Annotated in this window: 16 protein-coding genes; 12 read left to right on the forward strand and 4 right to left on the reverse strand. The window is 67.8% G+C overall.

Annotated elements, in window-relative coordinates; all coding sequences use genetic code 11:
• Positions 1 to 3 precede the first annotated feature (3 nt).
• A complete protein-coding gene (gene ffh / locus ORI27_RS09380; protein ID WP_265996475.1) occupies positions 4 to 1,569 on the forward strand; it encodes a signal recognition particle protein in 1,566 nt (521 codons plus the stop codon).
• Positions 1,569 to 2,654, forward strand: coding sequence for a metal-dependent hydrolase family protein (locus tag ORI27_RS09385; RefSeq protein ID WP_265996476.1), 1,086 nt, complete (start codon positions 1,569 to 1,571; stop codon positions 2,652 to 2,654). Before ffh ends, ORI27_RS09385 begins: the two co-directional genes overlap by 1 nt.
• Before the next feature lie 72 nt (positions 2,655 to 2,726).
• Here the strand turns inward: ORI27_RS09385 and ORI27_RS09390 are convergent, their stop codons facing one another.
• Together ORI27_RS09390 and ORI27_RS09395 are read right to left on the reverse strand one after the other, a co-directional pair.
• The gene (locus tag ORI27_RS09390; protein ID WP_323055585.1) at positions 2,727 to 3,566 is read right to left on the reverse strand and encodes a D-alanyl-D-alanine carboxypeptidase family protein; all 840 of its coding nucleotides are present in this window, start codon (positions 3,564 to 3,566) and stop codon (positions 2,727 to 2,729) included.
• Between the two features lie 68 nt (positions 3,567 to 3,634).
• On the reverse strand, positions 3,635 to 4,507 hold the full coding sequence (locus tag ORI27_RS09395; RefSeq protein WP_265996477.1) for a D-alanyl-D-alanine carboxypeptidase family protein: 873 nt from the start codon (positions 4,505 to 4,507) through the stop codon (positions 3,635 to 3,637).
• A 123-nt stretch (positions 4,508 to 4,630) separates the two neighbouring features.
• Between ORI27_RS09395 and ORI27_RS09400 the strand changes: the two genes are divergently transcribed.
• The gene (locus ORI27_RS09400) at positions 4,631 to 5,047 is read left to right on the forward strand and encodes a nuclear transport factor 2 family protein (RefSeq protein ID WP_265996478.1); all 417 of its coding nucleotides are present in this window, start codon (positions 4,631 to 4,633) and stop codon (positions 5,045 to 5,047) included.
• Positions 5,048 to 5,260: 213 nt separating this feature from the next.
• On the opposite strand, the gene ORI27_RS09405 is transcribed toward ORI27_RS09400, so the two are convergent.
• Positions 5,261 to 5,794 (reverse strand): fasciclin domain-containing protein, encoded by a 534-nt coding sequence (locus ORI27_RS09405; RefSeq protein ID WP_323055591.1) that lies wholly within the window; start codon positions 5,792 to 5,794, stop codon positions 5,261 to 5,263.
• A gap of 358 nt (positions 5,795 to 6,152) precedes the next feature.
• On the opposite strand from ORI27_RS09405, the gene ORI27_RS09410 reads away from it, so the two are divergent.
• From ORI27_RS09410 to trmD, 6 genes are all read left to right on the forward strand, one after another.
• Positions 6,153 to 6,716, forward strand: coding sequence for a sigma-70 family RNA polymerase sigma factor (locus tag ORI27_RS09410; protein WP_265996480.1), 564 nt, complete (start codon positions 6,153 to 6,155; stop codon positions 6,714 to 6,716).
• Positions 6,713 to 7,414, forward strand: coding sequence for an anti-sigma factor (locus ORI27_RS09415; protein WP_265996481.1), 702 nt, complete (start codon positions 6,713 to 6,715; stop codon positions 7,412 to 7,414). The genes ORI27_RS09410 and ORI27_RS09415 overlap by 4 nt, the downstream gene beginning before the upstream one ends.
• A gap of 448 nt (positions 7,415 to 7,862) precedes the next feature.
• The gene (rpsP, locus tag ORI27_RS09420) at positions 7,863 to 8,336 is read left to right on the forward strand and encodes a 30S ribosomal protein S16 (RefSeq protein ID WP_265996482.1); all 474 of its coding nucleotides are present in this window, start codon (positions 7,863 to 7,865) and stop codon (positions 8,334 to 8,336) included.
• The gene (locus tag ORI27_RS09425) at positions 8,333 to 8,575 is read left to right on the forward strand and encodes an RNA-binding protein (RefSeq protein ID WP_003928628.1); all 243 of its coding nucleotides are present in this window, start codon (positions 8,333 to 8,335) and stop codon (positions 8,573 to 8,575) included. The genes rpsP and ORI27_RS09425 overlap by 4 nt, the downstream gene beginning before the upstream one ends.
• A 14-nt stretch (positions 8,576 to 8,589) precedes the next feature.
• Complete coding sequence (gene rimM / locus ORI27_RS09430) at positions 8,590 to 9,120, forward strand: ribosome maturation factor RimM (RefSeq protein WP_265996489.1); 531 nt, start codon at positions 8,590 to 8,592, stop codon at positions 9,118 to 9,120.
• A gap of 1 nt (position 9,121) precedes the next feature.
• Entirely contained in the window at positions 9,122 to 9,811 is a 690-nt protein-coding gene (gene trmD, locus ORI27_RS09435) for a tRNA (guanosine(37)-N1)-methyltransferase TrmD (protein WP_265996490.1), read from the forward strand.
• A 5-nt stretch (positions 9,812 to 9,816) separates the two neighbouring features.
• Here the strand turns inward: trmD and ORI27_RS09440 are convergent, their stop codons facing one another.
• Entirely contained in the window at positions 9,817 to 10,746 is a 930-nt protein-coding gene (locus ORI27_RS09440; protein WP_265996491.1) for a serine hydrolase, read from the reverse strand.
• A gap of 311 nt (positions 10,747 to 11,057) precedes the next feature.
• Between ORI27_RS09440 and rplS the strand changes: the two genes are divergently transcribed.
• The 3 genes from rplS to ORI27_RS09455 are packed head-to-tail and all read left to right on the forward strand — an operon-like array spanning position 11,058 to position 13,054.
• Positions 11,058 to 11,399: a 50S ribosomal protein L19 gene (gene rplS / locus ORI27_RS09445; protein WP_265996492.1), complete on the forward strand. Its 342-nt coding sequence runs from the start codon at positions 11,058 to 11,060 to the stop codon at positions 11,397 to 11,399.
• A gap of 54 nt (positions 11,400 to 11,453) precedes the next feature.
• Positions 11,454 to 12,314, forward strand: coding sequence for a signal peptidase I (gene lepB / locus ORI27_RS09450; RefSeq protein WP_265996493.1), 861 nt, complete (start codon positions 11,454 to 11,456; stop codon positions 12,312 to 12,314).
• 11 nt (positions 12,315 to 12,325) lie between these two features.
• Positions 12,326 to 13,054 (forward strand): ribonuclease HII, encoded by a 729-nt coding sequence (locus tag ORI27_RS09455; RefSeq protein ID WP_265996494.1) that lies wholly within the window; start codon positions 12,326 to 12,328, stop codon positions 13,052 to 13,054.
• Positions 13,055 to 13,067 lie beyond the last annotated feature (13 nt).

Genomic DNA, 13,067 nt, shown 5'->3' on the forward strand with positions numbered 1-13,067 from the left:
TCCGTGTTTGAATCCCTGTCCGACCGGTTGACCGGTGCGCTGGCCGGCCTGCGTGGCAAGGGCCGTCTGACCGACGCCGATATCGATGCCACCACCCGTGAGATCCGCCTGGCGCTGCTGGAGGCCGACGTCTCGCTGCCGGTCGTGCGCACCTTCGTCAATCGCATCAAGGAACGGGCGCGCGGCGCCGAGGTGTCCGGCGCGCTCAACCCGGCCCAACAAGTCGTCAAGATCGTCAACGAGGAGCTCATCGGCATCCTCGGCGGCGAGACCCGCCAGCTGGCGTTCGCCAAGAACCCGCCGACGGTGATCATGCTGGCCGGCCTGCAGGGCGCCGGTAAGACCACGCTGGCCGGCAAGCTCGCCAGCTGGCTCAAGGGTCAGGGCCACACCCCGCTGCTGGTGGCCTGCGATCTGCAGCGCCCCGGCGCGGTCAACCAGCTCAAGATCGTCGGCGAACGCGCCGGGGTCAACGTCTTTGCGCCGCATCCCGGAACCGCGCCCGACGCCGCCGACACCGAAGGGGCCGGTCCGGGCGACCCCGTCGCTGTCGCGGCCGCCGGCCTGGCCGAAGCGCAGACCAAACATTTCGACGTGATGATCGTCGACACCGCGGGCCGACTGGGCATCGACGACGTGTTGATGGCCCAGGCAGCCGCCATCCGCGACGCCGTCCACCCCGACGAGACACTGTTCGTCCTCGACGCCATGATCGGCCAGGACGCCGTGGCCACGGCCGAAGCGTTCGGCAGCGGTGTCGGCTTCACCGGCGTCGTGCTGACCAAGCTGGACGGTGACGCCCGTGGTGGCGCGGCGCTCTCGGTGCGCGAGGTCACCGGTGTGCCGATCCTGTTCGCCTCGACCGGGGAGAAGCTCGAGGACTTCGACGTCTTCCATCCCGACCGGATGGCCAGCCGCATCCTTGGCATGGGCGACGTGCTGTCCCTCATCGAGCAGGCCGAGCAGGTCTTCGATCAGCAGAAGGCCGAGGAAGCCGCCGCCAAGATCGGCTCGGGTGAGCTGACGCTGGAGGACTTCCTCGAGCAGATGCTGGCCATCCGCAAGATGGGCCCGATCGGCAACCTGTTGGGCATGTTGCCCGGGGCGGGTCAGATGAAGGACGCGCTGGCCGCCGTCGACGACAAGCAGCTCGACCGGTTGCAGGCCATCATCCGCGGCATGACGCCCGCGGAGCGGGCCGACCCGAAGATCATCAACGCCTCCCGCCGGCTGCGCATCGCCAACGGTTCGGGTGTCACGGTGTCGGAGGTCAATCAGCTCGTCGACCGTTTCTTCGAAGCGCGCAAGATGATGTCGCAGATGGCCGGTGCGATGGGCATGCCGTTCGGGCGGCGCTCGTCGAAGAAGGCGGCCAAGGGCAAGAACAAACAGGCGGGCAAGAAGAAGGGCGGCAGGGGTCCGACACCTCCGAAGCGCAATCCGCTGCTCGCCGGCGGGATGCCCGGTGGTTTCCCCGATCTGTCGGGGATGCCGGAAGGCCTCGACGAGCTGCCGCCCGGGCTGGCCGACTTCGACCTGTCCAAGCTGAAATTCCCGGGCAAGAACTAGTGCCGCCGAGCACGGCCCTTCACGTTCGAGGCCGCGGCCTGCCCGACGGCGAGGCCGTCGAGTGGTGGATCGCCGAGGGTGTGCTGCACGCCGAACCGGTCGCCGGCGCCGAGACGGTCTTCGACGGCGGCTGGATTCTGCCGGGCCTGGTCGACGCACACTGTCACGTCGGACTGGGCGAGCACGGCGAGATCCCATTGGCAGAAGCGATCACCCAGGCCGAGGCCGAACGCGATGTCGGCGCCCTTCTGCTGCGCGACTGCGGATCGCCGACCGATACCCGAAGCCTTGACGATCATCACGACCTGCCGCGGATCATCCGGGCGGGCCGGCACCTGGCCCGGCCCAAGCGGTACTCGCGGGGCTTTGCGATCGAGCTCGAGGACGAATGGCAGCTGCCCACGGTGCTCGCCGAGCAGGCGCGACTCGGTGACGGCTGGGTGAAGCTGGTCGGGGACTGGATCGATCGCTCGGTGGGAGACCTGGCACCGCTGTGGTCCGATGACGTCCTGCGGGCGGCGATCGCCGCCGTCCACGACGAGGGGGCCCGCGTCACCGCGCACGTGTTCAGCGAGGACGCGCTGCCCGGCCTGATCGGCGCCGGCATCGACTGCATCGAGCACGGCACCGGACTTACCGACGACACCATCGCGATGATGGTCGAGCACGGCACCGCTCTGGTGCCCACCCTGATCAACATCGAGAACTTTCCCGCATTCGCCGACGCGGCAAGCAAATTCCCGACATACGCCGCGCATATGCGCGACCTGTACGCCACCTGCTATCCGAGGCTTGCCGCCGCCCGGGAGGCCGGTGTGCCGATCTACGCCGGCAGCGACGCGGGCAGCACGATCGTGCACGGCCGGATCGCCGACGAGGTCGACGCTCTCAAGCGGGTGGGAATGAGCCCGACCGACGCGCTGGGTGCGGCGTGCTGGGACGCGCGACGGTGGTTGGGTCGCCCCGTCCTGGACGAGGGCGCGCCGGCGGACCTGGTGTGTTTCGCCGAGGACCCGCGCGGCGGCGCGGCTGTGCTGTCCAACCCCGACCGGGTGATCCTGCGGGGACACGTCTTCCCGCGTTGAGACAGAACTGAGAGCGAAGATCCCGTGGCGGCGTCAAAAAGTCGCTCTCGGTTCTGTCTCAACGACAGCTAATCACTGGCCGTAGTGGCTGAAGCCCCAGTCGAGCAACTTGGCGGCCTGGCCCCACAGATCGTCGCTGCCATACATCTGCACCACGATCAACCGCCGGCCGTAGCGCTGGGCCATGCCGACATAGGTTTCGCGCGCCAGGTTGGTGTATCCGCTCTTGCCGCCGATGAAGCCCGGATAGCTGCGCAGTAGGCGGTCCTGGTTCTTGATCTCCTTGTACCCGGTCCGGTCGGGGAACAGCGCCGAGGGCTGGTGGACGATCTGCGCGAACAGGGGATAACGCAGTGCCTCCCGGTAGATCACCGCCAGGTCGTGCGGTGAGGTCACCGATTCCCAGCCCGGCCCGTCGAGGCCCGACGGGGATCCGGCCCTGGTGTTGCGGGCGCCGAGCCGGTAGGCCTTGGTGTTCATCTTCAGCACCGCCGCCTGATATCCGCCGAGCATGTCGGCCAGCAGATTGGCGGCGTCGTTGCCCGACACCATCAACAACCCGTCGAGCAGCTGGCGCGCGGTGTAGACCTGGCCCGGCACCAAACCGACGCAGGAGCATTCGACCTGGGTGTGTGCCGCACCCGCCCGGACGGCGGCACCCGGCGCGAGCTCGTCGAGCACCGCCATCGCCAGCAGTGCCTTGATGGTGCTGGCCGGTGCGTGGGCGCTGTAGGGGTCGCGTCCGCCGAGGATCTGGCCGGTGTCGAGGTCGGCGACCAGCCAGGCCTGCGCGGGACCGTCGGGCGGGGCGAGGACCCCGGCGGGTTCTGGGCCGGGCTGCGCGGCCGCCGGTGCGGCCAGCAATAGGGACATCGCGACGCCCAGCAGCGCGATGATCGGGCGGGCCGGCATGGCTGCCGAGGTTAACCAGCACGCACGGCGGAAACGACGCGATCGAATCTCGAAAGCGTCGCGATTTTCTAGAGCGCGGCGACGCTATCCGAGCGGTTCTGGGCGAAGCCCCAATCGAGCAGCATCGCCGCCTGATCCCAGTAGGTGGGCCCGCCTTCGCGGATCAGTCCGAACATCATGGCGATCACCAGCCGGCGCCCGTCGCGGTCGGCCGCGCCGACGAAGGTTTTGCGGGCGGCGTCGGTGAACCCCGTCTTGCCGCCGATCGCCCCCGGGTAGCGCACCAGCAGTTCGTCCTGATTGACCAGCGGCTTGTCGCCGGAGGGGGTGGGAAACATGGCCACCGGTTGCGCGGTGATCTCCGCGAATACCGGATTGGCCATGGCGGCGCGGAAGATCACGGCCAGGTCGTGCGGAGTGGTCCACCCCGAGCCGCCCGGCCCGTCCAGCCCGGACGGGGTGGTCGCGTGGGTGTTGGTCGCGCCGATCGCGACGGCCTTGGCGTTCATCTTGTCCACCGCGGCGTCGAAGCCGCCGAGCATGTCGGCCAGGGTGTTGGCGGCGTCGTTGCCCGACACCAGCAGCACCCCGTCGAGCAGCTGGCGTGCGGTATAGGTGCGGCCGGGCCGAATGCCCGCGCAGTTGCATTCCACGAGAGCGTCGGTGTTGCTGGCCACCACGGTGGCGTTCAGGTCGGGCAGCTCGTCGAGCGCGGTGAGCGCGAGCAGCGTCTTTATCGTGCTGGCCGGCGGGTGGGCAGCGTACATATCGCGACCGGCCAGCACCTGGCCGGTGTCCATGTCGGCGATGATCCACGCCGGGGCGGGCCCGTCGGGAATCGGCACCGAGCCCGGGGGCTGGTCAGTGTCGGCGTTGGCGACTCCCGCGGTGCAGGCCAGCAGGGTCAGCGCCGTCGTCACGCTCACGAGAAGTCTGCGCATGGCCTCCGAGCCTAACGCGGACGCGGCGCTGCGACACTGGCCCGTCATCCCGTCCGATCACATCTGTCCCGCCTGTATGGACCTCTGCGCTGGGACCGCTCGCGAGCGTGTTGAATCACCCGAATGCTGAGTCTTGACGAGATTTCGGACCGGATGGAGATCCAGCAGCTGCTGGTGGACTACTCGACGGCGATCGACAGCCGCCGATTCGACGACCTGGATCGCGTCTTCACACCCGACGCCCACATCGACTACACCGAGCTGGGCGGGATCGCGGGCACCTATCCCGACGTCAAGGCCTGGCTGGCCGAGGTATTACCCAACTTTCCGGCCTACTTCCACATGCTCGGCAACTTCGACATCCGCCTCGACGGCGACAAAGCCACCTCGCGCACCATCCTGTTCAACCCGATGGCGCTCGGCGACAACGGTCAGGTCATGTTCTGCGGGCTGTGGTACGACGACGCGTTCATCCGCACCCCCCAGGGCTGGCGGATGACGCGACGCGTGGAATCGAAGTGCATCCAGAAGATCGTCTGAGCACTTCGACCGGCCGGCGTTGACCACTGCGGCCGGAACCCTGCGGTCGGGGCGGCTGGATCCCGAAACCCGTTGGTGGCCAGGCGCCGAGCGCTCGTTATGCGGGTCGCGCAACGGCTGATGCCGGCGCCGCAGGGATTCTCGGGCGCGACGGCGGCGTCGTCCTGTGCCGCCATCCGCGCTCCGGCCCGATTCCCTGCGACGCCGTCAGGATCAGCTGGCCGGCGGGGTCAGCACGGTGTCGATCAGGTACACCGTCGCGTTGGCGGTGCGGACGCCGCCGCACACCACCGAGGCGCCGTCTACCTTGAGGTCATTGCCCGAGCCGGTCACGGTCACCGGTGCGCCTTGCACCGTTGGATGCGAGCCGTCCACGTCCGCCGGGCTCAGCTGACCGGGCACGACATGGTAAGTCAGGATGTCGGTCAAGGCGGCGGAGTCGGACTTCAGCGCGTCGATGGTGGACGGCGGCAGCTTGGCGAACGCGGCGTCCGTCGGCGCGAACACGGTGAATTGTCCGCCGTCCAGCGTGTCGACGAGGTTCACGTTCGGATTGAGCTTGCCGGACACCGCAGCAGTCAACGTGGTCAACAGCGGGTTGTTCGACGCGGCAACCGTGACCGGGTCGTGGGCCATACCGGCGACCGAGCCCGGACCGGTGGGCACCTGCATGGCGTACCCCGCGCACCCCGGGCCGACCAGGTCGCTGGTCATCTCGGCGCCGGCAACGCCGGTCGAGATCGTCATGACGGCAGCCGCACCCAGGGCCGTCGTCGCCACCGCCACCGCGAGTTCGCGTTGAATGTTCATTGACGTATTTCTCCTCCGTGTCGTCGACGGCGAGGTGCCGCCTTCGTGATGTACGACTGGGATTCGGAGGCGGACGCGCCGCGGATTGGTCGGCAGCCAGATTTGGTCGAAAATCGAGGCCTCGACGGCCGTGAACCCCAGCCATCCACGGCCTCGCCGGTTTCGAATCCCTTGTGTGTCAGGAAGCCGGGCTCAGTGTCAGCTGCTCGCCTGCCCCCGGGACGTCGACAGCCGTCGCCGGCGGATCGGTCAACTCGGGGCGGATGAGCGACCCGACCCACTACGCTTCGCTTCGATGAGTGCACCGCCGCAATCCGGCAGCGACCTCGATGCGTTGCTGTGCCTGGTCGGCCGTGGTGATACCGACGCCTTCGCCGCCTTCTACGACCGGACCCGTACACGGGTGTACGGGCTGATCCTGCGGCTCCTTCGCGACCCGGGCTACAGCGAGGAGACCACCCAGGAGGTTTATCTTCAGGTGTGGCGCAGCGCCGCACAGTTCGATCCCGCCGCGGGTTCGGCGCTGGCGTGGCTCATGACGCTTGCCCATCGTCGCGCGGTGGACAGGGTGCGCAGCGAGGAAGCGGCCACCCGGCGAGACCTGCACTATGGCGCCGCCAGCGGTGAACCGTCGGCCGATGTCGTGGTCGAAACCGCGATCCAGCGCGAGGAGGCCCGGCGGGTGGCAGACTGCCTGCAGTCACTGACCGACCTTCAGCGCGAATGCATCGAATTGGCCTATTACCGCGGCTTGACCTATGCCGAGGTATCCCAGCAGTTGGCCGCGACCCTGCCGACAGTCAAGTCGCGGATGCGTGACGCGCTGCGCGGCTTGCGCACGTGTTTGGGGGTGTCATGACCGGTCCTGCGGACTTCGAATTGTTGGCGTTGGCCACCCCGTATGCCCTCGACGCCGTGTCCGACGCTGAGCGTGCGGATATCGAGCGGCGTCTCGACGCTGCGTCCGTTGCCCTGGCCGAACAGTTCCACGACGAAGTGCGAGCAGTGCGCGAGACGATGGCCGCGTTGTCGGCCAGCACGAGCGCCGAGCCGCCACCGGAGTTGCGCGAGCGGCTACTGGCCGCGGTCGCACCGGTGCCGAACATCGAAAAACGTAGGCGCACAACCCTGTTGTTGGCAGCAGCGAGCGTATTGGTGGTGGCCCTGGCCGCGGTCAGTGTGGGGTTGGCATTGCGGCCGCCGCCGCAACGGTCGACTGCCGAACAGGTGATCAACGCGCCTGACATCCATACGGTCAGCGCGCCCATCCCGTCCGGCGGCGTCGCGACTGTCGTGTATTCGCGCGACAAGAACGCGGCGGTTCTGGTGATGAACGACGTCAATCCGCCCCCTCCGGGCAGCGTCTACCAGATGTGGTTGCTCGGCGGCCAGGAGCCCCGCTCGGCAGGCACGATGGGGCGCGACGATGTCGGCGCGTCGACCACTGCGGTATTGCCCGATCTTCGGAGCGCACGCGCGCTGGCGTTCACCGTCGAGCCGGGCACCGGTTCGTCGCAGCCGACCACCCGGCCGTTCGCCGAACTGCCACTGACCTGAGCCGCGAGCACCACCAACGTCCGACGAGCACCGATCCGTTCCCTCGCCGGCTCCGAATTCCTTGAGTAACCGCTGTCCGCAAGCGGCGTACCGAGGGTGGAAGGGGCCAACATGGACGGTCTGCGAGTCACGGTGCGAGTTCTCACCCGCGCAGTGATGACGACGACTGCGGTATGCAGGGCCGTCGGGGCGGGTGGCCGCAACCTGTGCGTTGACCACGGCGGGACGGCACGCCCCGACACCCCCACAACCACCTCAGCCGCGGAATCCGTGCGGCCTGCCGGCCTGAACCGCTCGATTAACACCTGACCAGCGCAATCTGGCACAATGAGCGGCTGTCCGACCCGCGACCACGGTCGTCGGCTGGTCACGCACGCGAGGCAAAACCGGATCCGGCAATCCGCCGGTATCGCTGAATTGCAGCGTGATTACCCACAGGAGTTAGTTCATGGCTGTCAAGATCAAGCTCACCCGGCTTGGCAAGATCCGCAACCCCCAGTACCGCATCGCTGTCGCCGACGCGCGCACCCGCCGTGACGGCCGCTCGATCGAGGTCATCGGCCGCTACCACCCCAAGGAAGAGCCGAGCCTGATCGAGATCGACTCCGAGCGTGCCCAGTACTGGTTGTCCGTCGGGGCCCAGCCCACCGAGCCGGTTCTCAATCTGCTGAAGATCACCGGTGACTGGCAGAAGTTCAAAGGCCTGCCGGGTGCTGAGGGCACGCTGAAGGTCAAGGAGCCCAAGCCCAGCAAGCTCGACCTGTTCAACGCCGCGCTGGCCGAGGCCGATGGTGCGCCGTCCGGCGAGGCCGCTCAGCCCAAGAAGAAGAAGGCGCCCGCCAAGAAGGCCGAGGCAGCCGAGGCCGAGCCGGCCGCCGCCGAGGCTGAGCCGGCTGCCGAAGCTGAGGCCGCCGCAGAATGAGCTCGGTCGTCGTTGACGCCGTCGAGCATCTGGTCCGCGGGATCGTCGACAATCCCGACGACGTTCGCGTCGACATGGTCACCAACCGGCGCGGACGCACCGTTGAGGTCCACGTTCACCCCGATGATCTCGGCAAGGTGATCGGCCGCGGCGGTCGCACCGCGACCGCGTTGCGCACCTTGGTGGCCGGTATCGGCGGCCGGGGTATCCGCGTCGACGTGGTGGACACCGACCAGTAGGCCCTGGACTGAGCATGGAGCTCGTCGTCGGGCGCGTGGCCAAAGCTCACGGGATCACCGGCGAACTGGTGGTCGACGTCCGCACGGACGACCCCGACGAGCGGTTCGCCCCGGGTAATCGGTTGCACCTCAAGCCTTCCCGGGGTGCCGGTGGCCAGGACGTCGTCGTCGAGGCGGCCCGCCCGCACGGCGGCCGCCTGCTGGTGCGGCTGCGCGGGGTGTCCGATCGCACAGCGGCTGACGCGTTGCGGGGCAACCTGTTCGTCGTCGACTCCGCCGACCTGCCCCCGATCGCGGACCCCGACGAGTTCTATGACCATCAGCTCGAAGGGCTGGCGGTACGCACCGTCGACGGTCGTGCCGTCGGCGAGGTCGCCGAGGTGCTGCACACCGCCGGCGGTGAGTTGTTGGCGATCCGCGGCGCGGACGGTGGCGAAGTCTTGGTGCCGTTCGTCGGCGCGATCGTGACATCGGTGTCGCTGGCCGATCGGGTCGTCGAAATCGATCCGCCCGATGGGCTTTTGGACCTGGACGGCGCGCACTGACATGCGCGTGGACGTCGTCACGATCTTTCCCGACTACCTCGACCCGCTGCGACAGTCGCTACCCGGCAAGGCCATCGAGGCGGGCATCGTGGATTTCGCGGTACACGATCTGCGCCGATGGACCCACGATGTCCACCACTCCGTCGACGATTCCCCGTACGGGGGCGGACCCGGCATGGTGATGAAAGCCCCGGTCTGGGGTGAGGCGATCGACGAGATCTGCACTGCGGAGACACTCCTCGTCATCCCCACGCCGGCGGGCCGACTGTTCACCCAAAGTGATGCCCAGCGCTGGACGGGGGAGTCGCACCTGGTGTTCGCCTGCGGCCGTTACGAAGGCATCGACCAGCGGGTCGCCGACGACGCGCGCAGGCGAATGCGGGTCGAAGAGGTGTCCATCGGTGACTACGTGCTGGCCGGCGGTGAGGCGGCGGCGCTGGTGATGATCGAGGCGGTGGTCCGGCTGCTGCCCAACGTGATGGGCAATCCACGCTCCCACCAAGATGATTCACACTCGCCGGACAACGCCGGTCTGCTGGAGGGCCCCAGCTACACCCGGCCGCCGGTCTGGCGCGACCTGCCGGTACCAGAGGTGCTGCTCTCCGGTGACCACGCCAAGGTCGCCGCCTGGCGCCACGAGCAGGCACTGCAGCGCACCCGCGAGCGCAGGTCCGACCTGCTGGATGAGTGACGCTGCTAGATCCGCCCGCCGGGGAACATCGTCTTGACGGCCTGGGTCATGGTGTTACGCGCGGTGGCGTCATCGACCGGCTGCAATGAGGCCATCGCCATCACGAAGCGATGGTCGGGCCCGATCACCCCGGTGGACATGTGCAACCAGTTGCCGCCGTTCCAGCAGCACATCCAACCCTGTTTGACCGCAACGGGTTCCGCGAACAGCCCGTCGGGAATGCCGAACCGCTGTGGATAGCCGTCGGTGCCGGTGGGGGTCGATCGCGACAGGTCGCCCAGGATGACGGCGGCCTGAGCGGCCGGCAGCCCACCCGCGCCGTCGAGCAGCATGTCGTAGTAATGCACCAGATCCGCGGTGGTGCTCATGGTGTTCCACCAGTTGCCGTCGTAGGGCGTGCTGGTTGATGCCAATCCGTACCGCGCGGTCACCCGTTTGATGATCGAACTGCCGCCGCTCTCGCTCCAGAACACCTGGGCGGCGCTGTCGTCGGAGGACTTCAACATCACATCGAAGGACTGCTGCTCGTCGGGGGAGAGTTGACGCTGTCCCGTCGCGACCTGCAGCAGCAGATCGTCGGCGATGAACAGTTTGCTGACCGATGCGATCGGGAAGGGCGCGCCGTCCCCGCCGGACACGGTCTGCCCGGTTTTGCGGTCGAGCACCGTGAAGCTGATGTCGGCACCGCTGTTGGCGGCGTCGGAGGCGGCGGCCTTGGCGCGCACATCCAGGCCGATCGTCGGATCCGGTGGCGCCTCGGGCAGCGGAGCCAGCGCGGGCGCCTGCGGGATGCCGTTCGGGTCAGCAGAGAGCAGGTTGACCGGAGGGTCATACTCGCTCGGGCCGGCGTTCACCTGGCCGGAGGATGCCGCGACGAGCACGCCGGTCACTACCGCCGCGGTGCCGGTGACCAGCATCGACATACGCCGTCGCATGACGATCTCCTCGAAGGACTGGTGGAACGCAGTTTTGTGGGCCTGCCGCGTCGCCGCCCGACGTATTCAGGTTAACCGTACCTTTTCTACACCGCGCGGTTAGCTGGCCGATACACCAGCGTGACCTCGGCGGGTCGCGCGATTTCACTGCTCGCGGTGCATCTGGCACAATTGAGCAGTTGCCGCGCGGGCCGGTCCCTTTCCGCCTGCTGCGCCAAACACCACGTGCCCGAAATCCATCGGCCCGGCGACTGCCAGCGCGTTTGCGCAGGTAAGTTGGCTGCGCCGCGAACTACAAGGAAGTGTCACCGATGAACACGCTGGACTTCGTCGACCAGGCGTCGCTGCGCGACGACATCCCGACCTTCAGCCCCGGGGACACCATCAATGTCCACGTGAAGGTCATCGAGGGCAACAAGCACCGCATCCAGGTCTTCAAGGGTGTCGTGCTGCGTCGCTCCGGCGGCGGCATCCGCGAGACCTTCACCGTGCGCAAGGAAAGCTACGGCGTCGGCGTCGAGCGGACCTTCCCGGTGCACTCGCCCAACATCGACCACATCGAGGTCGTGACCCGCGGTGACGTGCGCCGCGCGAAGCTGTACTACCTGCGCGAGCTGCGGGGCAAGAAGGCCAAGATCAAGGAGAAGCGCTGAGCTTCGACATGTGGGTGGCAGTGAGCAGTCAGCTGGGCTGGCTACGCTAGCCACGTGACCGACAACAGGGACTCGGACGACGCCACACCGGAATCCGTCACCGCGACGGACGCTCCGGACGACACCACCGCTGAAGGCGCCCCCACGCAGGATCAATCTGGCGCTGACGCGGCGGGCGGCGAAAAGAAGCGGTCGGCGCTGCGCGAGGGCGCGATCCTCGTCGGTATCGCACTGGTCCTCTACTACGTGATGTTGACCTTCATCGCTCGTCCGTACCTGATCCCGTCGGAATCGATGGAGCCCACCCTGCACGGCTGCGCCGGATGTGTCGGCGACCGGATCATGGTCGACAAGGTCACCTACCGCTTCGGCGACCCGCGGCCCGGCGACGTCGTCGTCTTCAAAGGCCCCCCGAACTGGAACGTGGGATACAAGTCCATCCGCTCGGACAACCCCGTGATCCGGTTCATGGAGAACACGCTGTCTTATGTCGGATTCGTCCCGCCGGACGAGAACGATCTGGTGAAGCGGGTCATCGCGGTCGGCGGTCAAACGGTGGAGTGTCGCGCGGACACCGGGTTGACGGTCGACGGCAAGCCGCTCAAGGAGCCCTACCTCAACGCGCAGGTCATGAACGCCGACCCGCTGGTCTACCCGTGCCTGGGCAACGAGTTCGGTCCGGTCAAGGTGCCCGAGGGCCGGCTGTGGGTGATGGGTGACAACCGCACCCATTCGGCGGACTCGCGCGCCCACTGCACCAGCACGCCCGAGGACGCCCAGAAGGGCATTCTGTGCACCGGTGACCCGATGGCCGGCACTGTGCCGGTGGGCAACGTCATCGGTAAGGCGCGGTTCATCGCGTGGCCGCCGTCTCGGTGGGGTGGTGTGTCCTCGTACGATCCGCAGCAAGGCTGACCGTGCCCGCGATGACGTGGCCACCGCGGACGGTGATCCGCAAGTCATCCGGTTTGCGCACACTCGAATCCGCCTTATACCGAGGCGGTTTGGGCCCGGTGGCGGGGGTCGACGAGGTCGGCCGCGGTGCTTGCGCCGGTCCGCTGGTGGTGGCGGCGTGCGTACTCGGGCCGAATCGATTCGAAAGCCTGTCCGCACTCGACGACTCCAAGAAGCTGACCGAGAAGAGCCGCGAGGAACTGTTTCCGCTGATCCGCCGCTATGCCCTGGCCTATCACGTGGTGTTCATCCCGGCCCCCGAGGTCGACCGCCGGGGCGTGCACGTGGCCAACATCGAGGGCATGCGCCGGGCGGTGGCGGGTTTGTCGGTGCGCCCCGGCTATGTGCTGTCCGACGGTTTCCGGGTGCCGGGGCTGCCGATGCCGTCGCTGCCCGTCATAGGCGGCGATGCGGCGGCGGCCTGCATCGCAGCGGCCAGCGTGCTGGCCAAGGTCAGCCGCGATCGCCTGATGGTGGCGATGGACGACGAACACCCGGGCTACGGGTTCGCCGATCACAAGGGATACAGCACCCCCGCGCACAGCGCGGCGCTCAGCGACCTCGGCCCGTGCCGCCAGCACCGGTTTTCCTACATCAATGTCCGGCGGGTCGCCCGTGTGGGTGGTACGGAGATGGTGGTCGAGTGCCCACCACCGCGGCGCGGTGATGAGGTGCCAGTCGCACGCGACGATCACGTGTGAGTCAAGATGGATA

Origin of the sequence: Mycobacterium pinniadriaticum (assembly GCF_026242045.1) — a bacterium.
Taxonomy (GTDB): domain Bacteria; phylum Actinomycetota; class Actinomycetes; order Mycobacteriales; family Mycobacteriaceae; genus Mycobacterium; species Mycobacterium pinniadriaticum.